This is a genomic window from Myxococcus sp. CA056 (genome assembly GCF_013336715.1).
GTDB classification, from domain to species: Bacteria; Myxococcota; Myxococcia; order Myxococcales; family Myxococcaceae; genus Myxococcus; species Myxococcus llanfairpwllgwyngyllgogerychwyrndrobwllllantysiliogogogochensis.
The window spans coordinates 672,509-697,171 of sequence record NZ_JABUMT010000001.1 but is presented as its reverse complement, the minus strand read 5'-3'; the positions used below and the strand labels follow the sequence as shown (position 1 = coordinate 697,171).

21 protein-coding genes are annotated in these 24,663 nt (G+C 68.9%); 11 read left to right on the top strand and 10 right to left on the bottom strand.

All coding sequences use genetic code 11. The annotated features are described in order from the left end of the window. Positions 1-108 precede the first annotated feature (108 nt). Both HUA76_RS02830 and HUA76_RS02825 read right to left on the bottom strand, forming a co-directional pair. Positions 109-945 (bottom strand): PfkB family carbohydrate kinase, encoded by an 837-nt coding sequence (locus tag HUA76_RS02830; RefSeq protein ID WP_174459927.1) that lies wholly within the window; start codon positions 943-945, stop codon positions 109-111. Between the two features lie 7 nt (positions 946-952). Beyond that, positions 953-1,624, bottom strand: coding sequence for a nuclear transport factor 2 family protein (locus HUA76_RS02825; protein WP_141647562.1), 672 nt, complete (start codon positions 1,622-1,624; stop codon positions 953-955). A 235-nt stretch (positions 1,625-1,859) separates the two neighbouring features. Between HUA76_RS02825 and HUA76_RS02820 the strand changes: the two genes are divergently transcribed. From HUA76_RS02820 to HUA76_RS02790, 7 genes are all read left to right on the top strand, one after another. Continuing rightward, a complete protein-coding gene (locus tag HUA76_RS02820) occupies positions 1,860-2,843 on the top strand; it encodes an iron ABC transporter substrate-binding protein (RefSeq protein ID WP_141647563.1) in 984 nt (327 codons plus the stop codon). A 10-nt stretch (positions 2,844-2,853) separates the two neighbouring features. Next, the gene (locus HUA76_RS02815; RefSeq protein WP_174459926.1) at positions 2,854-4,419 is read left to right on the top strand and encodes an iron ABC transporter permease; all 1,566 of its coding nucleotides are present in this window, start codon (positions 2,854-2,856) and stop codon (positions 4,417-4,419) included. A 345-nt stretch (positions 4,420-4,764) separates the two neighbouring features. Next, positions 4,765-5,820, top strand: a complete 1,056-nt coding sequence (locus HUA76_RS02810) for an ABC transporter ATP-binding protein (RefSeq protein ID WP_174460442.1) — start codon at positions 4,765-4,767, stop codon at positions 5,818-5,820. A gap of 89 nt (positions 5,821-5,909) precedes the next feature. Continuing rightward, positions 5,910-6,215 carry a YkvA family protein gene (locus HUA76_RS02805; RefSeq protein ID WP_246137681.1) on the top strand — a complete coding sequence of 102 codons (306 nt, stop codon included), beginning with the start codon at positions 5,910-5,912 and terminating at the stop codon, positions 6,213-6,215. 113 nt (positions 6,216-6,328) lie between these two features. Then, on the top strand, positions 6,329-7,159 hold the full coding sequence (locus HUA76_RS02800; RefSeq protein ID WP_174457392.1) for an SDR family oxidoreductase: 831 nt from the start codon (positions 6,329-6,331) through the stop codon (positions 7,157-7,159). A 66-nt stretch (positions 7,160-7,225) separates the two neighbouring features. Next, positions 7,226-7,897 carry a TIGR02269 family lipoprotein gene (locus tag HUA76_RS02795; RefSeq protein WP_174459925.1) on the top strand — a complete coding sequence of 224 codons (672 nt, stop codon included), beginning with the start codon at positions 7,226-7,228 and terminating at the stop codon, positions 7,895-7,897. Positions 7,898-7,903: 6 nt separating this feature from the next. Beyond that, positions 7,904-8,626, top strand: a complete 723-nt coding sequence (locus HUA76_RS02790; RefSeq protein WP_174459924.1) for a double-CXXCG motif protein — start codon at positions 7,904-7,906, stop codon at positions 8,624-8,626. Here the strand turns inward: HUA76_RS02790 and HUA76_RS02785 are convergent. Then, positions 8,623-9,018, bottom strand: coding sequence for an SRPBCC family protein (locus tag HUA76_RS02785; RefSeq protein WP_174457391.1), 396 nt, complete (start codon positions 9,016-9,018; stop codon positions 8,623-8,625). The two genes, HUA76_RS02790 and HUA76_RS02785, sit on opposite strands and share 4 nt — an antisense overlap. A gap of 264 nt (positions 9,019-9,282) precedes the next feature. Between HUA76_RS02785 and HUA76_RS02780 the strand changes: the two genes are divergently transcribed. Further along, positions 9,283-13,233 carry a myxosortase-dependent M36 family metallopeptidase gene (locus HUA76_RS02780; RefSeq protein ID WP_174459923.1) on the top strand — a complete coding sequence of 1,317 codons (3,951 nt, stop codon included), beginning with the start codon at positions 9,283-9,285 and terminating at the stop codon, positions 13,231-13,233. A gap of 16 nt (positions 13,234-13,249) precedes the next feature. On the opposite strand, the gene HUA76_RS02775 is transcribed toward HUA76_RS02780, so the two are convergent. From HUA76_RS02775 to HUA76_RS02760, 4 genes are all read right to left on the bottom strand, one after another. Then, positions 13,250-13,891 (bottom strand): phospholipid scramblase-related protein, encoded by a 642-nt coding sequence (locus tag HUA76_RS02775; protein ID WP_141647572.1) that lies wholly within the window; start codon positions 13,889-13,891, stop codon positions 13,250-13,252. Positions 13,892-13,923: 32 nt separating this feature from the next. Continuing rightward, a complete protein-coding gene (locus tag HUA76_RS02770; protein WP_174457388.1) occupies positions 13,924-15,063 on the bottom strand; it encodes a hypothetical protein in 1,140 nt (379 codons plus the stop codon). 96 nt (positions 15,064-15,159) lie between these two features. Further along, a complete protein-coding gene (locus HUA76_RS02765) occupies positions 15,160-17,751 on the bottom strand; it encodes a VIT domain-containing protein (protein ID WP_174459922.1) in 2,592 nt (863 codons plus the stop codon). After that, on the bottom strand, positions 17,748-18,245 hold the full coding sequence (locus tag HUA76_RS02760) for a MerR family transcriptional regulator (protein WP_141649444.1): 498 nt from the start codon (positions 18,243-18,245) through the stop codon (positions 17,748-17,750). The genes HUA76_RS02765 and HUA76_RS02760 overlap by 4 nt, the downstream gene beginning before the upstream one ends. 200 nt (positions 18,246-18,445) lie before the next feature. Between HUA76_RS02760 and HUA76_RS02755 the strand changes: the two genes are divergently transcribed. After that, complete coding sequence (locus tag HUA76_RS02755; RefSeq protein WP_174457385.1) at positions 18,446-18,931, top strand: DUF2721 domain-containing protein; 486 nt, start codon at positions 18,446-18,448, stop codon at positions 18,929-18,931. A gap of 9 nt (positions 18,932-18,940) precedes the next feature. On the opposite strand, the gene HUA76_RS02750 is transcribed toward HUA76_RS02755, so the two are convergent. The 3 genes from HUA76_RS02750 to HUA76_RS02740 are packed head-to-tail and all read right to left on the bottom strand — an operon-like array spanning position 18,941 to position 22,456. Further along, on the bottom strand, positions 18,941-19,786 hold the full coding sequence (locus tag HUA76_RS02750) for a slipin family protein (RefSeq protein WP_141645532.1): 846 nt from the start codon (positions 19,784-19,786) through the stop codon (positions 18,941-18,943). Continuing rightward, entirely contained in the window at positions 19,783-21,093 is a 1,311-nt protein-coding gene (locus HUA76_RS02745; protein WP_174460441.1) for an NfeD family protein, read from the bottom strand. Before HUA76_RS02745 ends, HUA76_RS02750 begins: the two co-directional genes overlap by 4 nt. A gap of 52 nt (positions 21,094-21,145) precedes the next feature. Beyond that, positions 21,146-22,456 carry a glycosyltransferase gene (locus HUA76_RS02740; protein ID WP_174459921.1) on the bottom strand — a complete coding sequence of 437 codons (1,311 nt, stop codon included), beginning with the start codon at positions 22,454-22,456 and terminating at the stop codon, positions 21,146-21,148. Between the two features lie 220 nt (positions 22,457-22,676). Between HUA76_RS02740 and HUA76_RS02735 the strand changes: the two genes are divergently transcribed. Continuing rightward, positions 22,677-22,898: a hypothetical protein gene (locus HUA76_RS02735; protein ID WP_174457384.1), complete on the top strand. Its 222-nt coding sequence runs from the start codon at positions 22,677-22,679 to the stop codon at positions 22,896-22,898. A 181-nt stretch (positions 22,899-23,079) separates the two neighbouring features. Further along, positions 23,080-24,663 (top strand): amidohydrolase, encoded by a 1,584-nt coding sequence (locus HUA76_RS02730; protein ID WP_174459920.1) that lies wholly within the window; start codon positions 23,080-23,082, stop codon positions 24,661-24,663.

Genomic DNA, 24,663 nt, shown 5'->3' with positions numbered 1-24,663 from the left:
TTTTCATTGAGGGGGCTCACCCTGTCGAGCGTGTCCTACTCTTCACACGAGCCGGCGGACCTGCCGCTTCCTCGTCAGCCTGCTGAATGAGGGGATGCCTCGGGGAAGTCAGCGCAGCGCCGCGGGCAATCGCGTCACATCCAGCGTTGGCACGCCGACCTGGGTCACCGCCTGCGCGCCGAACCAGTTGGCCAGCTCCGCGCAGCGCGCGAGCGACTCCCCGCGCAGCAGCCCCAGGGTGAAGCCCGCGAGGAAGCAGTCTCCCGCGCCCGTCGGGTCCACCTCCTCCACGGGCCAGGACGGCACCTGGAGCGTGTCTCGCGCGGTCAGCACCGTGCATCCCTTCGCGCCTCGCGTGACCACCAGACACGTCTTCGCGCGCACGGCGTCGATGTCCAGCACACGCGCCTCCTCTTCGCTCGCCTTGAGCACGTGCAGGTGCCCCAGGAGCGCCGCGAAGGGCGTGTCCTCGAGTCTCTGATTGAGCACGCGGCCGTGTGCATCCAGGGTCCGCAGCAGCCCCTGCGCATCCGCCAGCACCTGGGTCGCGTGCTGGGACATCCGGATGAGCGTCTCGGGCAGCACCTCCCCCATGACTCCACAAGCGAGCGCCACCCGCGCGTCGAAGATGATGTCCTTGGGGCGGATGGGGGCGGCGCGCGCACCCACTCGCAGCACCCGCTCCTCCTGGCTCAGGTCCGCGATGAACCGCGTGGTGCGCGTGCCCGGGACGATGAGCGGTGGATACCGCACGCGGTCCGCATAGGCGAAGTCCTCGCCCGCGACGGCCACCACCGCGTGGTCCACACCCATGGCCTCGAACACCGAGGAGATGTACGCCGCCGAACCCCCGAGCGTGTGCACCGTGTCCCCCGGGCCTCGCGACAACACGTCATGGCAGTAGTTGCCCACCACCAGCGCATCGCACGAGGACCTGGGAGGCATGGCGGGCCTACTTCCGCGTGAAGCTCGCCGGCACGGGCGCGCCCGCGGACTTCTCATCCGTCCACGAGATGTGCAGCACCCACCAGCGCTGGCCGTCGAAGATGAGCTGTACGTTGTTGATGCCACGGGAGAACGGCTGGCTCTCGGGCGACTCGCGGGACTCGTACGCGCTCAGCACGTTGACCAGGTCTCCATAGCCGGCGACCTGCCGATGCGTCTCCTTCTCGAAGAAGCCTCGCGTCTTGAAGAGCTCCTCACTGAAGGCCGCGTAGTCGTCGGGGGTGATGGGCGCGACACCCGGAAGGCCACCGGGCCTGGCGCGCTGGACGGAGACCAGCTGCGCGCCGGGATAGAAGAGGGAGCGGAAGCGCTGCCAGTCACGCGGCTTGCCCGCGGGTCCGCTGATGACGTCGTAGAGCGCGGCGAGCAGCCCGTCCTGCGTCTTCACGTCCTCGGGGCGCGCCTGGGGCATCTTCTGGAGCGCGACCTGGGTCTTCTCCGCCGACAGCTTCATCGGGTTGGGCATCGCGGACTTGGGAGCGGAGGGAGGACTCGCGGGCGCCTGTGGCTTCGCGGCGGGACTTCCCGTCGCGGGGGCGGGCGCGGCGGAAGGCTGGGCAAACGACGGAGCCGCGAGCAACAGGGTCGCGGCGCACACTGCGGTGTACAGACGATGCATGGGATGAACCTCCAAGACGTCAAGGAAGCACCGCGCGGCAGATTATCCCGATGTCCGTGGAACTGTCTGATGCCGCGCGCGGTCCGGAGTCGATGTTCGCGCTTCGACAGTCCGTGCAGGCAACACGGAGGGCCGGGGCCCGCTTCCCGAGGGCCGCCTCCATGGCCTCGCGAGGCGCCCTCGGGAGCACGCAACGGGTGGAACCGTGCGGGCGTGTCCGTTAGGGTGCCGCGCCATGATGCGCAAACTCCTTTTGACCCTGCTGTTGTCCGTGTCCTCCACCGCGCTGGCGGCCGAGACGCTCACCGTCTACTCCGGCCGCAACGAGAAGCTGGTGGGGCCGCTGCTCAAGAAGTTCACCGAGAAGACGGGCATCGAGGTGAAGGTGCGCTACGGCGAGACGCCGCAGCTCGCCGCCACGCTGCTGGAGGAAGGTGACAAGACTCCAGCGGACGTGTTCTTCGCGCAGGACGCGGGAGCGCTCGGCGCGCTGGGCAACGCGGGCCGGCTTCAGGCGCTGCCCAAGGCGACACTGGACAAGGTGGACGCGCGCTTCCGCTCGCCGACGGGGCTGTGGGTGGGCACCAGTGGACGAGCGCGCGTGGTGGCCTACAACACGAAGAAGGTGAAGCCGGCGGACCTGCCCAAGAGCATCCTCGGCTTCACGGATGCGAAGTGGAAGGGCCGGCTGGGCTGGGCGCCCACCAACGCCTCCTTCCAGGCGTTCGTCACCGCGCTGCGGCTGCTCAAGGGCGACGAGGCGGCGACCGCGTGGCTCAAGGGCATCCAGGCCAACGAGCCGCGCGTCTACAAGAACAACGCGGCCGTCGTCGAGGCGCTGGGCCGCGGTGAAATCGACGCGGGCTTCGTCAATCACTACTACCTGTACGCCGCGAAGAAGAGCAACGCGGAGCTGCCGGTGGCCAACTACTTCGTCGCGGCGGGAGACCCGGGCGCGTTGGTGAACGTGGCGGGCGTGGGCATCCTCCAGGGGACGAAGCAGGTGGACAACGCGCACAAGTTCGCCGCGTTCCTGCTGGAGCCGGAGGCGCAGACGTACTTCTCGCAGGAGACGTATGAGTACCCGCTGGTGAAGGGCGTGAAGACGGCGGAGGCGCTGCCGTCGCTCGCGAAGGTGGGCTCGCCGGACCTGGACCTGTCCAGGCTCGACGACCTGCGCGGCACGGTGAAGCTGCTCCAGGACACTGGCGTCCTCTGAGGCCAGCGAAGTGACGCGTCGTCCTCCGGGGTGGTTGCTGGTATCGGGGCTGGTGGTCGCCGCGCTCGCGGTGCTGCCAGCGGTGTATCTGGGCGTTCGCGCGGCGGAAGCCGATGCGGACACGTGGGCCCTGCTCTGGCGTGACAAGACGTGGGGCCTGTTGTGGCGCACGCTGGGGCTCGCGGTGGCGGTGACCGCTTGTGCCGCCCTCGTGGCCCTGCCGCTGGCGTGGCTCACCACGCGCACGGACCTCCCGGGACGACGCGGCTGGACGGTGTTGTTGTGCGTGCCGCTCGCGGTGCCCACCTTCGTCAGCGGCTACGTGCTGCTGGCGACGTTCGGCAACGGGGGTGTGTTGGAGGAACCGCTGTCGCGCTGGGGGCTGCCGGTGCCCTCGGTGTATGGCTTTCCCGGCGCGCTCCTGGCGCTGACGGTGTCCACGTATCCGTATCTCTTCCTCGCGTTGCGCGCGGGCTTGCTCTCGCAGGACCCCGCCTGGCTGGAGGGCGCGCGCAGTCTGGGCATGAGCCCGGCGCGAGCCTTCTGGAAGGTGACGGCGCCGCTGTTGCGTCCGGCCTTCGTGTCCGGCGCGCTGCTCGTCGGGCTGTATGTGTTGTCGGACTTTGGCGCGGTGGCGCTGCTCCAGTACGACGCCTTCTCGCGCGCCATCTACGTCCAGTACGAGGGCGCGTACGACCGGACCTATGCCGCGCTGCTGGGACTGGCGTTGGTGGTGGTGACGGCGGCCGTGCTGGTGCTGGAGGTTCGCCTGCGAGGACGCGCGGGCTACCACCGCAGCGCGAAGGGGGCCGCACGGGTGTCCGCGCCGGTGTCGCTGGGACGCTGGCGGCTGCCCGCGCTGCTGCTGTGTGGCGCGGTGGTGGCGGTGGGCGTGGTGCTGCCGGTGGGCGTGCTCGTGTACTGGGGCGTGCGGGGGCTGGTGGGGGAGAGCGCGTCGATGATGGCGCCGGCGCTCGGCTCGGTGCTCGCGTCGGTGCTGGGCGCGGTGGCGTCGGTGTTGGGCGCGCTGCCGCTGGCCTTCCTCGCGGTGCGATATCCGGGACGGCTCACCCTGGCGATGGAGCGAGTCTCCTACGTGGGTTATGCGCTGCCGCCCATCGTGCTGGCGCTGTCGCTCGTCTTCCTGGGGGTGCGCGCGCTGCCGCTCCTCTACGGCACGCTGGCGATGCTGGTGCTGGCGTACGTGGTGCGCTTCCTGCCGCAGGCGGTGGGCACGGTGCGCTCGGCGCTGCTCCAGCTCAATCCCCACCTGGCGGAGGCCGCCGCGTCGCTGGGGCAGTCTCCTCCGGCGGTGTTCCGTCGCGTCACCGCGCCGCTCTTGCGTCCCGGGTTGCTGGCGGGCGCGGCGCTCGTCTTCCTCACGGCGATGAAGGAGCTGCCGGCCACGCTGCTGTTGGCGCCCATCGGTTTCGAGACGCTCGCGACGCGCGTGTGGGGTGCCACGGCCGAGGGCCGCTTCGCGGAGGCCGCGCTGCCCGCGCTGGTGCTGATGGCCATCTCCGCGTTGGGTGTGGGGCTGCTCGTGTCGCAGGAGGGCGACGCGCCTCGGGGCTGACGCGTGTGCCCTCATGCGTCGCGATTTTCGAGGCGCGGGACGCGGAGACGATGGCTCGCTGGAGGTGCTGGGGCCCTCTCCTCGGGCAACATCGTGAACAACGACCCCGCGGCTACGGCAAGTCGAAGACGGCGGCGCGCAAGCCGGCACGGAGCGGGCCCTCGGGCCGAAGGTCTTCGACTCGCGGTGGGCGGCGCACAAGGAGGCCGCCCTGTCGGAGGTGCTGGCGGACGGCATCGTCTCCCTCGTCGATGAGGACGTGAAGGTGGACGTCGAGAAGCGGATGGCCGCTCGGCCGCCCTGGAAGTAGCGGCGGAACGCGGTAGGGTGCGCGGCGCCTTCGCCATGTCCCTGCTCACGCTCGATACCCTGTCCCTTCGCTACACCCCCGGCGGCACCGCCGCCGTGGATGGTCTGTCATTGTCGGTGGAGCCCGGCGAGGTGGTGGCCCTGCTCGGCCCCTCTGGCTGCGGCAAGACGACGACGCTGCGACTGGTGGCGGGCTTCGAGCGTCCCGGTGCGGGCACCCTGACGCTGGACGGCCGCGTGCTCGTGGGCCCCGGCGCCTTCGTGCCTCCAGAGCAGCGCAGCGTGGGCATGGTGTTCCAGGACTACGCCCTGTTCCCACACCTGTCCGTGCTGGAGAACGTGACGTTCGGCCTGTCGAAGCTGTCGCGGCGCGAGGCGGAGGACAAGGCGCGCGCCATGCTGACGCTGTTCGGCCTGGGCGAGTTCGCCTCGCGCATGCCGCACTCGCTCTCTGGAGGTCAGCAGCAGCGCGTGGCGCTCGCGCGTGCATTGGCGCCAGGGCCGCGCGTGCTGTTGTTGGACGAGCCCTTCTCCAGCCTGGACAGCGGGCTGCGTGCCTCCACGCGCATCGAGGTGCGCCGCGTGCTCAAGTCGTTGGGGGCCACGGTGGTGCTCGTCACGCACGACCAGGGCGAGGCGATGGCCTTCGCGGACCGGTTGGCCGTCATGCGCGCGGGCAAGGTGGAGCAGGTGGGCACGCCCGAGTCCGTCTACTCCGCGCCGCGCACGGCCTTCGTCGCGTACTTCCTGGGCGGCACGAATCTATTGCCCGGCATGGGTTTCGGCGGTGGAGCGCGGACGGTGTTGGGCAACCTTCCGGTGATGGGGCAGGCGAAGGGCAAGGTGCTGCTGTCGCTGCGTCCGGAGTCACTGCGGCTGGTGCCGGACACGGATTCGGTGGCGGTGGGCGGGGCCCTGCGCGCGGAGGTGCTGTCGCGCGAGTTCCAGGGCCCCAGCGCCGAATACACCGTGGCCTGTGGTGGCATGGAGCTGGTGGTGCGTGGGGCGCCGGAGCTGTCGCTGCGGCCGGGAGACCGGGCGCGGCTGGAAATCGTGGGGAAGGCGGGCGTGCTGGCGGACAGTCCGGATTAGGTTGGCTGTCCTCCGGGCAGGCAGGCGGCGTACGCTGGGGGTGGCTCCCGGGGTGCAATCACCCGGCCTCCCCGTGCGTAGAGGTGGGTATGAACATCGCAGGTCTTCGTGGCATGGGCACCCGCTTCTTTCAGTACGTGAGGGACCCTCGCGTGGCGCTCTGGCGGAAGCTGGCCGGAGTGGTAGCGGTGGTCTACTTCCTGTCGCCGGTGGACGCGGTGCCGGACTTCATCCCCGTGTTGGGCTGGTTGGATGACCTGGGCATGTTGTCCGCGGCGGCGTTCTTCATGGTGCGCGAGGTTCAGCGCTACCGACCCGAGCAGCCCTGGGACGGCGTCCCGAGGGATGCGGAGGGGCAGGAGCGCGTGCCTCCCACCGTGCGAAAGCACGTCTGACCCGGAAAGTTCCGCCCGGAATTCCTGACTCCAGCAGTGTCCCGGGAATGTGACGCCCCGCGTCCGCGAGTTCCCGTGGTGCGCGCGGAGGGGACGCGGAATCATGGGCGTGCATGGACACGTCCCAGGGCAGCAAGGTGGTCCTCGTCACGGGAGCCTCCTCGGGTATCGGCGAGGCCTGCGTCGAGCTGCTGACGGTGCGCAAGCACCTCGTCTACGGCACCAGCCGTCAGCCCTCGGTGCGGGAGTCGGTGGGCTACCGGATGCTGGAGATGGACGTGACGCAGGATGCGTCCGTGCGCCACGCGGTGGAGACGGTGCTGGCGCGTGAGGGCCGCATCGACGTGGTGGTGAACAACGCGGGCCATGCGTTGGCGGGAGCGGTGGAGGACACCTCCGTGGAGGAGGCGTGGCGGCAGCTCGACACCAACGTGTTGGGCGTGTTGCGCGTCTGCCAGGCGGTGTTGCCGTCCATGCGCGAGCGGCGCTCTGGCCGCATCATCAACATCAGCTCATTGGGTGGGGCGGTGGGGTTGCCGTTCCAGGGTTTCTACAGCGCGAGCAAGTTCGCGTTGGAGGGGCTGACGGAGAGCCTGCGCCAGGAGGTGGAGGCGTTTGGCATCCACGCCACGCTGGTGCAGCCGGGGGACGTGCGCACGCGGCTGACGGACAACCGGGTGCGCGCGGCGGCGTCTGGCGAGGGCTCGGCGTATCGGGAGTCCTTCGAGAAGGTGTTGGCCATCATCGAGAAGGAGGAGCGCGAGGGCGTGCCTTCCGAGGACGTGGCGCGGCGGGTGCTGGAGGTGATGGAGGTGGAGGCGCCTGACGTGCGGTACTCGGTGGGGAAGCTCGCGCAGCGCGCGGCCCTGGTGGCGAAGGCGCTGCTGCCCGCGAAGACCTTCGAGGGCATCCTGATGTCCATGTATGGTTTGAAGCGGCGCTGAGCGCTCAATCCCTGTCGCGGCGCCGGTAAGGGCTACGACAGACCAGGGTGGTAGGTTTTGTCGCCTATGCGAGTCCCTTGCGCGTTCTGGCTGTCGCTGCTCGTCGTGTCCTGGTTGGGCTGTTCCACTGGCGGAAGGCCTCCCCTGCAGCAGGCATGGGATGAGGCCGAGGTGGAGTGCGACGACCCTGGGGAGGACAAGTGCGTCACCCTGCTGTGCCTGGATGACGCCTGTGGCTTCTATCCGTGTGAAGACATGCCGGGAGCAATCGTGGAGGCGCGCTTCCCGCCCTCCCGTCCGCCAGCGGCTGCTGCCGCGCCGGGCAGTGGGCCTCGGAGGAACTGGGGCGGAGCACAGAACCTCCCGCGTGGCGCCGTCATGACGTTTCCCAATTGGAATGGCGCCCCCGCGCGGATCATTCCTCCGTCACATCAGCTTACGGCCGGCCGTTGGGAGAAGCACCACATCTTCCCGCAGGAACAAAGGCTTCAAGATTGGTTCGTGCGTCAGGGCGTCAAGATCCATGACTACACCATGCCCATCCCGCGCGATCTTCATCAACGAATTCACAATGTGGGAGGACACGGAGGGCAGTGGAATGAGGCGTGGCGGGTCTTCATCAGGAGCAAGCCTGGCGCCTCACCAGAAGAGATTTTCAAGCACGCTGGGGAACTCATCTACCGTTTCCAGCTCATCGGTGGCCCCATCCGACCGTACTATTCCAAGCCAGGAGCGTGATGGCGGATGCCGCGATTTTTCTGGGTGGATGAGGACTACGCCGTTACTGCGAAGTACCGGGGGTACGTGGATGCATCGCACCGATGGCATCTGCCGGGCTTGTTGAAGTGCCCCATGTGCGGAGCAACATGGGGAGGCCTGGGGCACCACTTCCCCGGCGTGGACCTGACACAACTGCCAGAGCATCGCGAGTTCGAGAAGGCCCGACCCGAGCCCCTTCCGGAATTCACGCGCCTTCGCGAACGGGTGCGCCCCCTGGTGCCTCCCCATGCCGCGCTACCTCCGGGCACGAGCTTCGGCCCGTTGGTGGGTACTTCGTCCGGAAAGCTCCCGGATTTCGTGTGGCTCCTCGATGTGCTGCTGCTTGACCAAGAGATGGTTGAGCAACTCCAGGTCGGAGGACTGCAAGGGCTTCAGGCCTTCCCGACGGCTCTGCGCTTCAAACAGAAGAACCCACCGGACCTGTTGGAACTCCAGGTGGACCCGCACGGCATTCTGCATGCCGACTGCATCCCGCCAGAGGAACCCCCTCCGTGCGCGACCTGTGGTCGAGTCGGCTTCAGTCGGCCCGACGAACCCATCCTGGACGCGGCCTCGCTGCCTCCGGAACTGGACCTGTTCCGATTGGCGAACTTCGCGACGATGGTTATCGGCACAGAGCGATTCAGGGCCGCCGTGGTCCGGCTCGGCCTGGACGGCCTCACCTTCCGCGAACTCCCGACGCGTTAGCGGGCCTTGTCGAGCGCCTGCTTCATGGCGGCCATGCCTTCCTCAATCATCGGGCCGACGACGGCGCTGGCCTCGTGGGGCAGGAAATCCGCGGTCCACACGACCCGGCTCCCCGTGCCCTCCGTGAAGACCTGGACCGCTCCGTTGTAGTGGGTCAGCGGTCCACCCTCCGCGCCCCACACGAGGCGCCGTCCCTCGTCGTCCACTGTCACGATGGGCTCCTTGACCACCATTCCATTGCGGAAGGTGACCACTCGGGCCCCGGGCTCCAGGCGCGTGTCGACCACGAACCCGGGAACCAGTCTCGTGTGGAGCGCACCGATGTCGCGGATTGCATCCCAGACAAACTCGGGCGTGGCGCTGGTCGTGATTTCTTTCCGGATGGAAGCCATGTCGTGTGCTCCTGAGGTGAGCCCTGCTTCTAGGAGGTGCTCGCCAGCTTCTCTTGGAGAATCTTGCGGCCCTCCAGGACCTTCGAGGGCTGCCCTCTGTCCATGCGTGAACCGAGGTAGCACCAGTCGCGCACCCGTGCCTGTCAACCCCTGGCAAGGGGTGGGGCTCAAAAGACAAGCACTCTTCGCGATTCTGGTTTCTGGATGGTTTTTGTAACTGGATGATGGAACTCTTCTTCTCCCCCACGAGCCCAGGAGCTCGCCATGAGACTGTCCGGTCTGTTCGCCAGTGTCGCCCTGGTGACGGTGTCCCCTGTCCTGGCCCGTGAGCGATTGCCGACGGTGGATGTCTTCACCACGGCTCCGTCTTCTTCGCTCGCACACCTCGCTCGTCCGGACGCTCCGGGTCTTTCCATCGCACACGAAGAGGAGCGCCTCGGCGTCCCCACCTTCGTCTGGGGTGACGGGACCCAGGCGAAGGTGTCCGCGAGCGCCGCGCCCCAGCGTCCCGAGCAGGTCGCTCGTGGGCTGTTGGAGCGGTACGCACCGGTGTATCGCCTGGAGCGCACGGACGCCGACCATGTGCCAGTGACCGCCGTGCAGCGACTTCCCTCCGGGGGTGGAATCGTCACCTTCGGACAGCGCGTGGAGGGCATCGAGGTCTTCCGCCAGTCGTTGAAGGTGTTGTTGGATTCGCGCCAGTCCCTGGTGGCGATGTCGGGGCACCTGAGTCCGGTGGGTTCGACTCAGCGCTTCTCGAAGGGCGCGGCGTTCATCCTCCAGCCCCGCGAAGCGATTGCCCGGGCCTACCGTGACCTGGAGGGACACGCGTTGCCGCCAGCGAGCCTCGCTGAAACGGGCCCCGCGCGGCCGCCCTACCAGTCCTTCGAGCTGTCACCGGGTCCCAGGACGGTCCGGCTGCGAGGGACCACGAGGACGAAGCCCGTCTACTACCCGATGCCGGACGCGTTGGTGCCGGCGTACTACGTGGAGCTGGGCACCGAGTCCGTGACCGAGGGACCTGGCGACCTCTACGCGTATGTTATCGCCGCTGACGATGGACGGCTGCTCGTCCGCCACTCGCTCACTCGAGAATCGGAGGCCTTCACATACAAGGTATGGGCGGACACCGCTTCGCCCTTCGTTCCCTTGCATGACCCCACGGGTCATCAGGGCAGCCCTCACCCCACGGGCCTGCCGGATGGTTATCAGGCGCCCCTGGTGGCTCCCAATCTGGTGACGTTGCGCAACGCGCCCTTCAGTCGGAATGACCCGTGGCTGGCTCCGAGCGCCACGCGCACCGAGGGCAACAACGTGGAGGCCTACGCGGACCTGGTGGACCCCTATGGCGAATACGGCCCAGGGGACCTGTACGCGGTCCTCTCCGAGGCGGGGGTCTTCAGCCATGGCTATGACCATCGCCACGGGCCGAGCATCACCGACGAGCAGCAGATGGCGGGCATCACCCACGCCTTCTACGTCACGAACTTCCTGCACGACTGGTTCTACGACTCGGGCTTCGACGAGGCCGCGGGCAACGCGCAGCACGACAACTTCGGGAGGGGAGGGCTGGAGGAAGACTCCATGGTGGTGGGGACGCAGGTTTTCTGGGCGCGCAACAACGCCATGATGGACACTCCGGCGGATGGGGCGCGGCCGTTGATGACGCTCTTGATCTACGACAACCGCTCCGCCAGGGACCTCTACGTCCAGACCTCTGGGGGTACGAAGGGGCCCTTCATGCTGGGGTTCGCGGACTACGGCCCCCAGGTGTTCGACGTCAGCGCCAACGCGATGCTGGCCGTGGACGGGGTGGCGGGCGGCACGGTCAACGATGCCTGCGAGCCATTGACGAACGCGGCGGAAATCCAGGGCAAGGTCGCGGTCGTGGATGGGGGCAGGAGGTGCGACTCGCTCATCAAGGCGATGCACGCACAGCAGGCGGGAGCGGTCGCCGTCCTCATCGCCCCGAGGAACCTTGTCCGGAATGCCATGGGCTTTCCCGGTCGCTCCAGTGTCGTCACCATCCCCGTGGCCGGCGTCACGACCGAGACGGGGGCGCTGGTGCGCGCGGCGCTCGAGGAAGGAGAGACGACGCTGCGGCTCGTGCGAGGGGGGCCCGCCAGGGATGGCGCGCTCGACTCAGGCCTCCTCGCTCACGAGTGGATGCACTACATGTCCAATCGCCTCGTCGGTGACGGTGTCGGCCTGTTGAATGGGCAGGGTGCATCGATGGGCGAGGGTTGGAGCGACTTCGCGGCGCTGCTGCTGAAGGCGCGCGCGGAAGACGCGCAACTTCCCGCGAACGCGCACTTCAGCGGTGTGTATGTCCCCAACGGGTACATCCGGGCGGCTGAAGCCAATCAGGCATACTACTGGGGGATCCGTCGCTATCCATACACGACGGACCTGGGCAGGAACCCGCTCACCTTCCGGTTCATCCAGGACGGTGTGTCCTTGCCGGAGGGAATCCCTTTCAACGGCGAGCCCGCGCAGTGGCCGAACGCGGAGTTCCACAACTCCGGAGAGGTGTGGGCCGTCATGCTGTGGGAGTGCTACGTGGCGCTCCTGCGCGACACGGAACGCCTGTCGTTCGAGGAGGCCCAGTCGCGAATGAAGGAGTACCTCGTCGCGTCGCTCAAGCTGACGCCCGTGGACCCCACGTTCCTGGAGGCGCGGGATGCCCTGCTCGCGGCGGCGTTGGCGCGAGACTCCCGCGACTTCGAGCTCTTCTCCCAGGCGTTCGCCAGACGTGGCGCTGGCCTGAGGGCGGTGGCTCCGCATCGAGACTCCCTGGACCACGCGGGAGTCGTCGAGAGCTTCTATTCAGGCAAGGACCTGTCCCTTGTGCGCTTGGAGCTGATTCAGGGCGCGCGCTCCTGTGACGACGACGGCATCCTGGATGCGGGAGAACAGGCACGCGTGCGCCTCACGGTCCGCAATGCGGGGACGGGGCGGTTGGAGCGGTCGACCCTGACGGCGACGAGCGACTCGGGCGACCTGATATTCCCCGAGGGGAGCACCTGGTCCATTCCTCCGTCCGACCCCTTCCAGGAGGTGCGCGCGGAGTTCCCCGTGGAGCTCCTGGGCGGCACGTCGCGACGATGGCTCGAAATGAACCTCACCTTCCGGGACGAAGCGCAGACCGTGCCGGGAGACCAGACCGCGTCGCTTCCGCTCTGGGTGAGCCGGGATGAGGTTCTCGCGTCGAGCGCGACGGAGACGGTGGATGCGGAGCGGCACCCCTGGCGCTTCGAGCACGACCCCTTGGACAGCAGGAGGTCCTGGGTGCGTGAAGTCTCCGCTGAAGGGGGATATCTGTTCCATGCCCCCAACCTGAGCCATGTGGGGCTGCGGGCCCTGGTCTCGCCCCCGCTCCAGGTGGCCACGGACCGGCCGCTGCGTTTCACCTTCCGACATCGCCACGACATCGAGACCTATTTCGAGGACGAAGCGCCGCCCGTCTATCTCGATGGGGCCGTCATCGAGCTGAGCACGGATGATGGGCAGACGTGGACGGACCTCGGCGAGGCGGCGACGCCCACGTACAACGCCTTCCTCGAGGACCCCTGGGGCTACGAGAATCCGCTCGCGGGCCGTCCCGTCTACAGCGCGAGGAACAGCGCCTACCCCGCCTTCGAGGCGGTGAGCGTGGACCTGGGCATGACGTACGCGGGCCAGACGGTGCGCGTGCGCTTCCTCTACGGCACCGACTTCATCGACAGCGTCTTCGCCACGCTCGCTGGCTGGGATGTCGACGACCTCCACTTCGAGGGGCTGGTGAATACGCCCTTCACCACGGTGGTGGACGACGCGGGGCTGTGTCTCAACCAGGCGCCCGTGGTGAGCCCGGTGCCGGAGCAGGAGGTGAACGAGGAGAGCCGCGTCGAGGTGACGGCGGAGGGAACGGACCCGGAGGGGGATGCGCTGACGTACCCGTGGACCCAGACGTCGGGGCCTCCGGTGACACTGGAGGGAGCGACGACGGCGACGGTGCGCTTCACGGGGCCGAAGGTGAAGGAGCCCATGGAGGTGAAGCTGCGAGTGGTGGCGAGTGACGGGAAGCTCCAGAGCGCACCGGTGGAGGCCGTGGTGCGAATCCGGGACTCGAAGCCGGACGGGTGTGACGACTGCGCGTCGGGAGGACCGGGCGCGTCGCTCGCGTGGCTGTTGACGGCGCTGGGATTGGCGGCGCAGAAGCGACGCCCGTCGTGAGCCCTGGCGCGGGGGCTCAGTCCTTGTTCTCGCGCCGGTTCTCGAAGTGGACGAAGTCGATGAGGAACGTGGCGGCCACGGCCAGGGTGCGCAGGAGCGCGCCCCTCAGGGCGCCGTCGAACTGGACGCCGAAGCTGTCGGCGTCGGTGAACAGCTCCTTGCCGAAGCCGCTCCACCGCTTGGCGATGGTGCCCACCTCGCGACCGCCCTCTTCAATCACGAACGTCCACGGACGGAAGAGCGGGCCGCGCAGGTGGCCCAGCTCCTCTCCGCCGGGGCCGACGATGTCATAGGCGCGCGTGAAGAAGCGGAAGCGCTGGCGCACGCTGCCCAGGAGTCGCCCGTCGCCGTCCTCCACGTCCATGCGGGCCAGCCAGAAGCGCCACGGCCGTCGCAGCCGCAGCGCGACGGCGCCCGAGGGCGACTTCAGCTCCATCGTGAAGGGGCGTTTGGCCTTGAAGAAGTTGCGCAGCAACAGCAGGCCCAGCCCGCTGCCCACCTCACCCGCGAAGAAGACCGTCTCTCCGTCGTCACCCACCACCTGGTACTTGTTGCGTCCCTCGAAGCCGGTGAGGATTTCTCCCCACTCCTTCACCTGACGGACGCGCAGCGCGCGCTGATGTTGGAGGGACGCAAGGGCGGTGGAGTCGACGGGCATGGGCGCTTTCCAGGCACTGCGAGGCGGCGTGATTAGAACTGACCCGCCAGCGCCATGCCCGCGCCTTCCTTGCCCATCAGGGTGGGAGTCAACATCACCTGGGGGAGCCGGGGCGCATCGAAGTTGCGCGTGAGATAGGCCGTGAGGGCCAGCCCGCCCAGGACGCCGACGCCCGCGCTGATGAGGATGGCGTCGCCGTTGTCGCCGCTGTCGCCGTCGTCGCCGCCCGTGAAGGTGTACATGGTGCTGGCGCCGAGCAGTCCGCCGACGATGCCGCCCGCGTCGATGAGCAGCATGCGGCCCCGGGACACGGGCAGGCTGCGCGACAGCACCGCGAAGCCGATGATGCCGGCGGACGTCGCGGCCAGCTCGGCGGCGAAGAAGGCCTTCGTGTTGTCGCTCTCCGACGTGGCCAGGAACAGGGCCGTCACCACGCCGGCCCACAGGCCACCGGAGTTGGCCATGGACACCTGCCCCGCGGTGGGCTGCACCAGGTTGGCGAGCAGGACGCCCACGCCGGTGAAGCCCGCGCCGCCGATGATGGCGGCCCTCAGCGCATCATCGTCCTCCAGGTCGAAGGCGAGCATCGACGCGATGCCGAACCAGAAACCCCACACCGTTCCGGAGTTGATGACGGCCGCCTGCCCGGAGGTGATGCCACCTTGCGAGAGCAGCAGCGCGCTGGTGACTCCCGCGCCCGCTCCGAGCATGGACGCGGCCACGTAGCCCTGGTCCCTGCAGTCCGCGATGGCGCACAGCAGGATGCCCTGCGTCGCGCCGTGCAGCGTCTGCACCACCGTCAGCGACGCGACGGCGGCGCCCGAGCGACGCTCCGTATTCTCATAGACCGCCGCCTGCGCCAGCTTCGCGCCGGGCTTGAGCCGGGCCCGGGTGAGCCGTCCGAACTCGGTGGCGTAGGGGTGCTGGGGACAGACGGCGAGGACCTCGGTGAAGGCCTCGGAGGCCTGGGTGTCCTTGCCTTGGATGAGTGCGTTGAAGCCCTCGTTGTAGCGAGCCTCCGCTTCGGCAGGGCACGCATCGGGCGTGGTCATCAGCGGAGGCGCCGTCAGGGTCTCCGACGTGAGAGGTGCTGATGAGGCAGGTCCGGTCTGCGCTTCATCCCCGACTTGGGTGGCACTGAGAGCAACGAGCAGGAGGGTGGCGAGCGTCATGGGCGTCATCCACTCTATGCGACGACCTCGGCCCGTTCACGAGGGAGGGGCCGAGGTCGCCTGAGACTTCGAGGGGGTGTGCCCAGGCGCGCCGCGTCAGCGGGTGGCGAGGGTATCGACGTGCTGACGCAGCTCGGCGTCGTTGCCCAGTCGGCCGTTGAGCCCGGCGAGGGGCCTGGCCGCCTGCTCGATGCGACCCCGGGTGCGCGGGCCCGCCGCGACGAGCCAGGCCACGCCCAGGGCCAGCTCCGCGACCTCGGGAGCGCCGGTGAGTTGGGCGGCGAGCGTCAGCAGGGCCTCCACCGCCTTCTTCACCTGGGCACCATGCAGCGCGTGGCTGCTGGTGATGCCCTCGCGCAAGAGCTCCAGCAGCGCGAGCGCGGTGGCGCGGGCCTGCTGCACGGGCTCCGGTCCGGGGCCGGTCCCCGCCCACAGTCCATTGGCGAGCTGTCGTCCCAGCAGGGCCTCCGCGCCCGCTTCCTGGGGTGCGGCGTCGCGGGCGGACGCGGAGAAGCCCTCCTCCTGCTCGGAGGCCAGGCCGTCCGCGTAGGTGTCGTCATCATCGGAGTAGGAGGGTGGCTCCATCTTCGACTCCTTCATCACGGACTTTTCGGCCGAGCCTCCTCCGAAGAGGCCTCCCAGGAGGCCTCCCTTCTTCTTCTTCGCCATGTCCGGGGCCTGGGCCGTGCTGACAAGCTTCCTGAGCGGGGCGGCCGGTGCGGGGGCGGGAGGAGGCGGGGGTCCGCCGGCGGAAGCCATAACGGCGTGAGCGGGGGCCTGCCTCGACGGGGGGCCCGCGGCCACGGGTGCGCTACCACCCCGGCTTCGCGCACCGGGGCGCTGGATGATGGGAGCGACCTCGGCCTCTTCGTGCTTCTGCGTGCCGAACATGGCCCAGCCCGCGGGCGCATTCACCGGGACGACGCGCGTCTCCGGCTGGCCCGAGGCGCGCCTGTCACCGGTGCGCTCCTCCACGACGACGAAGGACGTGTAGCGCGTGACAATCTGGTGCTCGACGGCGAGCTCGACGATGCGCTTCTTCATGGAGTCGGCGCGGCGGCCGGTGAGGCTCGCGGCCTCCCAGCCCTTGATGCGCTCGGCGGCCCACAACTTCTCCACGGCGGGACGGTCCGACTCGGCGGGAAAGTCCACGCGAACGGTGAGCGCGAAGGGCTCGCGGCCCGAGCGGCCCCGCAGCGTCACCTTGCCGGTGCCTGGCGTGGGGTAGCGGCCCAGGAGCGTCCAGGGCATGCCGTCGACCATGGGAGGCAGCTCGCCGGGGGCCAGCTCCGTGCCCTCGACGCCGTCGAAGTAGACCTGGAGTTCAGTGATGCGCGGCGCGAGCGCGCGGGAGAACTGGGCGACGACCTTGTCGTCGATGCGCTCGCCGGGGTGGATGAACTCCACGTCGCCGCCGGTCTGCTTCGCCATGTCGCGCAGCAGGGCATCGCTGACGTTGGTGCCGATGCCGAATGAATACACGCGCGCCGACTTCCGCTCGGCGAGCACGGCGCGGAGGATTTCGTCCTCGTTGCCCACCTGTCCGTCCGTCAAGAGCACGAGCACGCCGTCCGGCGCGGTGCGAGCGGCGGTCTGCATAGGCCCGAGCAGCTCCGTTCCGCCGCCGGCCCGGAGCGCAGCCACCCACCGGTCCGCCTCTTCCAGCATGCGCTGGGTGAAGGGCACGGGCAGGGGCTGGAAGGAGTGGAAGGAACTCTCGAAGGCGATGACGTTGAAGCGGTCGCCTTCGCGCAGGTGTCGCAAGCAGAGCCGGAGCGCGGCCTGGGCCTGGGGCAGGCTGTCGCCGTCCATGGAGCCGGAGACGTCCACCAGGAAGATGACCTCCTGCTTGGGGGGCGCGGAGGCCATGCCCAGGAGGTCGGGCACCACGGTGAGGGCGAACGTGCCGGGCTTGTCGCCCTTGCGGTGCGTGGCGAGCGGGGTGAAGACGGCGCTCGTGTCGGAGCTGCGCAGGGAGAGGACCAGGTCGCGGTCCAGGGACACCTCTCCGCGAGAGAGGCTCACGCGGGCGCGGGTGCCGCTCTCGCGGGTGACGGTGATGGCGTGCGAGGGGCTCTCGACGATGACCTCGCGGCCCAGGTCGACGAGCAGGTCCATGCGCAGGCCGTACTGCACCTGGCCGATGGGAGGAGAGATGCGGTCCGCGTCGGGGACGCGCGGCGTGGGCTCGGCGCTGCCGTGGCCGGTGCGGTCTCCGGCGGGCTTGCCGGGGATGTAGCGCGGGGCGACGAGCGTGGGGAGCATCCACCGGACGCTGCCTTCCTCGGCGGTGACGGCCTGCAGGAACTCCACCTCGACGATGGTCTCCTCGTTGGGGAGGAGGTTGCCCACCTGGGCGGTGAAGACGTTGGAGCGCTCCTCGTCGAGCAGGGCGGCGCCATGGCCCGCGGTGACGGCGTCGTCATAGGCGCGGAAGGCCTCCTCGCGCTCCTTGACGATGCCTTCGACGCGGCGGCCCGCGCACGTCATGGAGAAGGCGGAGAGGGTGCCATCGGACGGAAGGGGAAAGGTGTAGACGGCTTCGATGGGGCGGGGCTCGTCGTTGCGGTAGCGCTGGCGCACGCGCACGCGCGCATGTCCGCCGAGCAGCTCACCAGTGACTTCGACGCCCTGAAGGGGAACCTGCGCGCCCTCGCGAGTGAACAGCCCTGCATGCTCTTTCGTCATGGCTTCTCCTTGTCCTGGAACTCTTCGATGAGGGCTCGTACGCGCTCGGCGAGGGCTCGAACCTTGGCATCCGCTGAATCCGCCACATGCAGCTCCAGACCGGGGATGAGTTCCCAGCGCTGGTAGCGTGTCGTCGTCGTGGGACGCGGGCCGGTGGCCGGCGGTGCCACGATTTGTGAATCGGTGAGGCTCGTCGGCCCGTACGTGGGCGGAGTCGGGGTGACGTCCGACTCGGCGAGCTTGCGCAGCTCGTCGAGCGACAGGCGCTGGAGCTCCACCTGGATGGCATCCAAGGGGAGGAACCGTGCCTGGAGGACCCGGATGGCCTTGAGTCGTATGACGTGCTCCTCGCCATACACGGTGTCCGGCCCCCGAAAGGGCGGCGCGGGGAGCAGACCCCGCTGGACGTAGTAGCGCACCGTGCGTGGCGAGACGCCCGCCTCCTCGGCCAGCTCCGCCAGCTTCCACTCGCTCTGTGTCTTCCGCGTGTTCACGACTCAGACAGTATGACTCGACACTTCGAGTGTCAAGTCATCAGTGTCTAGTTTTCACGAGGGTGGTGTCGAGATGTCCGGGTGGGATGGTGTCGGAATGGTGCGGTTCGAGTGTCGAGATGGACTGTCGAGTTCGAGGGGTGAGGAGGGGGCCGAGGGGTGGGTTGCATGGGGGAGGGGAGGGGTGGAACAGAGGGGGGATGAACGGTGTGTCGGATGGGTTGGACCTCTCGTCGATACGGCTGATTGGGACGGCGGTGACGCCGGCGGTGATGGTGTCGGCGTGCGGCATCGTGGCGACGGGGTTGGACAACCAGATTGCGCGGATGACGACGCGGATGCGGGAGATGTTGAGGGAGGCGCGGCAGTTGCCGGAGGGGAACTCGCGGCGGGATTTGTTGCGGCAGGAGGTGGTCATCCTGGACCGGCGGCACGCGATACTCGCGAGGGCCATCGCGCTCACGTACACGGCGCTGTTGGCGTTCGTGGTGACGTCGTTGCTGTATTTGACGAAGCGTCAGCTCGACATCCCGGAGTCGCTGCCGGTGTTGTCCTTCGCCATCGGCGTGTTGTTGCTGGGAGCGGTGGCGGTGCTCGCGTTGGCCTCGCTGCGGCTGAGCCGCCTGGCCATCAAGCTGGAGCGGGAGGAGCTCTTCGGAATCACCCGCCCGCCACCGCGCCTGTAGAGGGCCGCGTCAGGTGAGGCCACCCACGGGAGGTCCGTCCTCGTCGCCATGACTGTTGGAGTGGCGCCTGTCGTCCTCGCCCGAGCCGAAGCCGCTGCGAGCCGCCGCGGCGCCAACGGCGCGCAGGATGTCGAGCGGGATGGGAAGGATGGTGTGATTGCCACCGGTGGTGATCTCCACCAGCGTCTGCAGATAGCGGAGCTGAAGCGTGGCGGGGTTGCGGCTGAGCACGTCCGCCGCCATGGCGAGCTTCTCCGCGGCCTGGTGTTCACCCTCGGCGGCGATGATTTTCGCGCGACGCTCGCGCTCAGCCTCCGCCTGTCGAGCGATGGCCCGCTGCATCTCCGGGGGCAGGTCGATGTGCTTCACCTCCACGTTGGAGACCTTGATGCCCCACGGGTCCGTGCGCGCGTCGAGCACCTGCTGGATTTCGTGGTTGATGCGCTCGCGCTCGCTGAGGAGTTGGTCCAGCTCCACCTGACCCAGAATCGCGCGCAGCGTCGTCTGCGCGAGCTGGCTGGTGGCATAGAGATAATCCTCCACCTGGAGCACGGCCTTGTCCGCATGGATGACGCGGAAGTAGACGACGGCGTTGACCTTCACGCTGACGTTGTCGCGGGTGATGACGTCCTGTGGAGGCACATCGCGAGTCACGGTGCGCAGGTCGATGATGACCATGCGCTCCACGAAGGGGATGAGCCAGCGAAAGCCCGCGCGCTTCAGCCCCACGAAGCGGCCGAGCCGGAACACCACGCCGTTCTGGTACTCGTTGACGATGCGCACTCCGGACATGAACAACAGGAAGAGCACGCCCAGCGGAATGAGGAACCCGAGCAGTCCGAACAGGTCGGTCATGTCTTCACCTCGTCGACGAAGAGGGTGAGCCCTTCCACGCGCCGCACCACCACGTGTGCGCCGCGCTGGATGGGTGAGGGAGAGGTGGCGCGCCAGCGCTCACCATGGACGAACACTTCACCGCTCTCGGGAGTGACGGGGGCCAGCGTGGTGCCCTCCTCGCCCACGAGTCCCACGTCTCCGCCGCGCTGGGGCAGTCGCCGCGTCTGCGCGCTCCTCCACGCGACATAGGCCGCCGCGCCCGCGAGGACCAACGTGGTGGGAATCAGCCACGCCCACGACACCCCGAAGGAGCGGTCCACGAACCAGTCCGGGTCCACGCGGTCCACCAGGAACAGTCCTCCCAGGCCCAGCAACACCACGCCCGTGGCGCCGAGCAGTCCACTGGTGACGAACAGCTCCGCGATGATGAGCGCCGCGCCGAGCAGCAAGAGGAGCAAGGCCCCCGTGCTCACGGGCAGCGCGGACGAGGCCACCAGCGCGAGCACCAGCGCGACCACGCCGATGAGTCCGGGGGCGATACCACCCGGGTGTGCCAGCTCGACGACCAGTCCCAGCGCGGCCATGAGGAACAGCAGATAGACAATCGCGGGATGCGCGAGCGCATGGACCGCGCGCTGTGAAAGGCTCGGAGTCAGCTCCACGAGTCGAGCGTCGCGAGTGGACAGCCGCACCGTGTCCCCCCCCGCCACCTGCACCGAGCGCCCATCCGCCCAGGCGAGGAACTCCGACTCGCTGGAAGCGAGGTGCTCCACCACGCGCAGTTCGACCGCGGCGTTCGCGCTGATGGCGACGCTGTCGCGCACGGCGGAGGCGGCCCACGAGGCATTGCGGCCCCGCTGCCGAGCGATGCTCTCCGCGAACGCGACGGTGTCGTTCTCCACCTTCCGAGCCATCTGAGCACCACCGGTCGCCTCCGGGTCCTGCCCGGTGATTCCCGCGACAGGATGCGCGGCGCCGATGTTGGTGCCGGGAGCCATGGCCGCAAGAGTGGAAGCCAGGGTGATGAAGACGCCCGCGCTGCCCGCATGCGCGCCGGAGGGCCCCACCCAGACGAGCACCGGCACGGAGGATCCAAGGAACGCCCGGACGATGGCGCGAGTCGCCTCCAGCGAGCCGCCCGGCGTATCCAGTCGAACCAGCAGCGCCGAGTGTCCACCAGCCGCCGCGCGCCGCACGCAGTCGGACAGATAGGCGCCCGAGCCGGTGTCCACCACGCCTTCCAGTTCACAGGAGGCCACGGTGGAGGAGCCGGGCGTGGGGCTCGCTGGAGGTGTCGCCGCGAGCAGGCCCAGGGCCATCAGCATCAAGAGCAACGCGGCTCCGGTCTTCCCGAGCTGGACATGGCGTGAGCGCAAGTCACACCCCCTGAAGAGAGAGGGGGGAAGGATGCGATGGGACGATGTCTCGCGCGGGGAGGGGCCGTGCGGAGGACATGGCGTCGAGCAGCCTCAGGTGGTCCAGCAGCAGCCGTGGCATGAGGAAGTGCTGGCGCACATGCTCTCGGCCGCGTTCACCCAGGAGGTGGGCCTCTTCCGGCTGGCGCAGCAGGTGGAGCAGGGCCTCGGCGCACTCCTCTTCTGTGTCCACGAGGACTCCGCCCGTGCCCTCGGGAAGCTGCAGCGGAATGCCGCCCGTGCGACCGCCGACGACGGGAGTGCCCTTCCAGAGCGCTTCGGAGACGACGAGCCCGAAGCCTTCGCGCAGGGACTTCTGGACGACGACCTCCGAGCGCGCCTGGAGCGCGTTGACCTCGATGTTGCCCACACCGACCAGGTTGGTGAGGACGTGGATGAGTCCATCGTGCCGGGTAGCCGCGCGGAGCTCCTCGTAGACCTCCCAGCCTTCGGGGTCATCCAGGGCGAGCGAGCCGACCAGCGCGAGCTGCAGGTCGGGGACATGTGGACGCACGCGCTGGTAGGCGCGGACGACGCCCAGCGGGTCCTTCCAGCGGTCGAAGCGACTGACCTGCGTGACGAGGGGCCGGTGGGTGCGGATGCCAATCCACTCGAGCACGTCGCGCGCGAGGGGCTCGGGAAGGGGATGGTTCTTGGGACTGAGCGGGTCGATGGCCGGCGCGTGGACGCGCACGTTCCGGATGGGGAGCGCGGGAGGAATGAACTCCGGCAGGGTGAAGATGGCGGCGTCGTAGTCGAGCAGGTAGGGCGACAGCAGTTCCCAGAAGCTGGGGTTGGGTCGAGACGTGTCGATATGGCAGCGCCATATCCAACGCGCGTCGCGATTGCCGCTGAGGGCCGCGAGCGCCGCGGGCTGCGGGTCGTGGACGAAGATGAAGTCGTAGTCCTCGGAGTCGGAGATGAGTCGGCGGGCGTTGAGCTGGGAGTTGGCCAGATAGATGGCCTTCTCGGACTCGGTGAGCTCGCCCGGAGCGCCCTGGAGCCCGTTGTGGATGCGTTTGGTGACCTGGAAGAAGGCCTCGTCGCCGTGGATGAGCTTCCAGTCGGTCACGATGCCCAGGTCGTTGTAGAGGGGGACCAGCGAGCGGAGGATTTCGGAGACGCCTCCCCCATAGGGCGTGGCGCTGAGGTGCAGACAGCGAGCGCCGCGCAGTCGTTCAGCGCAGTGGGAGAGGGCGTCGAGCTGCGCGTCGGGAGCGACACCGCGATAGGTGGCGAGTGAGCGCTTGCCGACATCCACGACATCCAACATGGCTTGAGGCTCCCGGGGTGTGAGGCCACTCCCGAGCCAACGGTGCTCATGCCCGACGGGGTCTTCCCGAGGTGCCGCGTGCATGTCCGGTAGCCGGCATCAGAAGTGGGCGCCAGCCTGTCGGGCTGCTCACCGGGTGGTGAGCGCGCGCCACAGGCAGCACCTTTCCTCGTGCGGCGTGGGCCGCCCAAGTCGTGCCAAGACTCGAAGGGGAGGAGTCATGCGCCGTGTCGTCCTCATCGCCGCCCTGTGCCTGGCCGCCGTACCGCTGGCTTGCAAGACCACCCAGCCCCCTGGGGCGGAAGAGCAGGAGCCGCTTCAGGGCCCTGACCAGGTGAGGGAGCCCGTGCAAACCGTACCGGACGAACCGCCCGGGCCCGCCACGCCCATGCCCGCCCAGCCCGACGCGGGCACGACGGAGACGCAGCCGCAGCCGGAGTAGCGCGGCGTCACGCGACGGAGGTCCGCCGCGGCGAGTCGCGAGCCAGGAGGGTGCTCCTCTCCTGGTCCGCGAGGTCGTGACACACCACCCGACGGTCCTCGTGACACCGCCGCTCGGCTCGCGCACAGTTCGCGCGGACCCGCGTGGAGGCTGAATCCGCCGGGACAGGCGGAGGCGCACGGTGCAGACCACGGTCTATCTGGCAGAGCGAATCTGGACGCTGGACACGGAGCGTCCGCTGGCGCGAGCCCTGGCGGTGCGTGACGGGCGCGTGGTGGCGGTGGGCACTCGCGACGAAGTGAGAGCGACGGCTCCCGGTGCGCGAGAGGTGGACCTGGGAGCCGCCACGGTGGTGCCAGGACTGGTGGATGCTCACGCGCATCTGCACGGCCTGGGTCGCAGTCTGACGACGGTGCGACTGGAGAAGTCGCCGTCCGTGGAGGAGGCGGTGCGTCGGTTGTCACAAGCGCCCGAGTCCAGCTTCCAGGGCGACTGGCTTCTGGGAAGAGGCTGGGACCAGAACGAGTGGCCCGGTGGTGCCTTTCCGGGGAGGGCCGAGCTGGATGCCCATTTCCCCACGACGCCCGTGTTCCTCACGCGAGTGGACCACCACGCGGCCTGGGTGAACGGCGAGGCGCTGCGCAGGGCAGGCATCTCCCGCGACACGCAGGACCCCGAGGGTGGCCGCATCTTGAGGGATGCGAAGGGAGAGCCCACGGGCGTGCTGGTGGACAACGCCATGGACGTGGTGGCCGCGGCGATGCCGCCGCCCACGAAGGCGCAGCTCGAGACGCGGCTCCGGGCGGCGCTGGAGCGCTGTGCACAAGTAGGACTGACGGGAGTCCACGACGCCGGCATGGACCTGGATGCCTTCCGCCTGCTTCAACAGTGGGACGCGGAGGGCACGCTCCCGCTGCGCATCTACGCCATGGCCGCGGGCCAGGGGGACGAGCGGCACGCCTATCTGGAGCAGGGCCCCTGGCAGGGACGGATGTTGAAGATGCGGGCGGTGAAGTTCCTGGCGGATGGTGCGCTGGGCAGCCGGGGCGCGGCGCTTCATGAGGACTACTGTGACGAGCCCGGGCAGCGCGGCCTGTTGTTGATGTCGCCCGAGGAACTCGAGTCGCGGGCGCGTGCCTTCATGTCGAAGGGCTTCCAGGTCTGCATCCACGCCATTGGAGACCGTGCCAATACCTTGGTGGTGGATGTGCTGACGCGCGTGTCGGAGGAGACAGGCACGAAGGCGTTGAGGCACCGCGTGGAGCACGCGCAGATTCTGCGGCGCGAGGACATCACCCGCCTGGGGGCGGCGGGGCTGGTGGCGAGCGTGCAGCCCACCCATGCCACCAGCGACATGCCGTGGGCGGAAGCGAGGCTGGGCCGCGAGCGGCTCCGGGGTTCCTATGCGTGGCGCAGCCTGAAGGAAGCGGGGGCGAACCTCGCGCTGGGCAGCGACTTTCCCATCGAGAACCCGGACGTCCTGGCGGGGCTGTACGCGGCGCGCACGCGACAGGACGCCACGGGAAGACCGGAGGGCGGCTGGCTGCCGGAGGAGGCGCTGTCGGGGTACGAGGCCCTGGAGGGCTTCACGCGGGGGCCGGCGTGGGCCTCCTTCGAGGAGGCCAGGCGCGGCGGGCTGGCGCCAGGACAGGACGCGGACTTCGTGGCGCTGTCGGTGGACCCGGTGGAGGGACCCGCGAAGGCGCTGGTGGATGCACAGGTGCTGGCGACGGTGGTGGCGGGCGTGGAGGTGTACCGCGCCTAG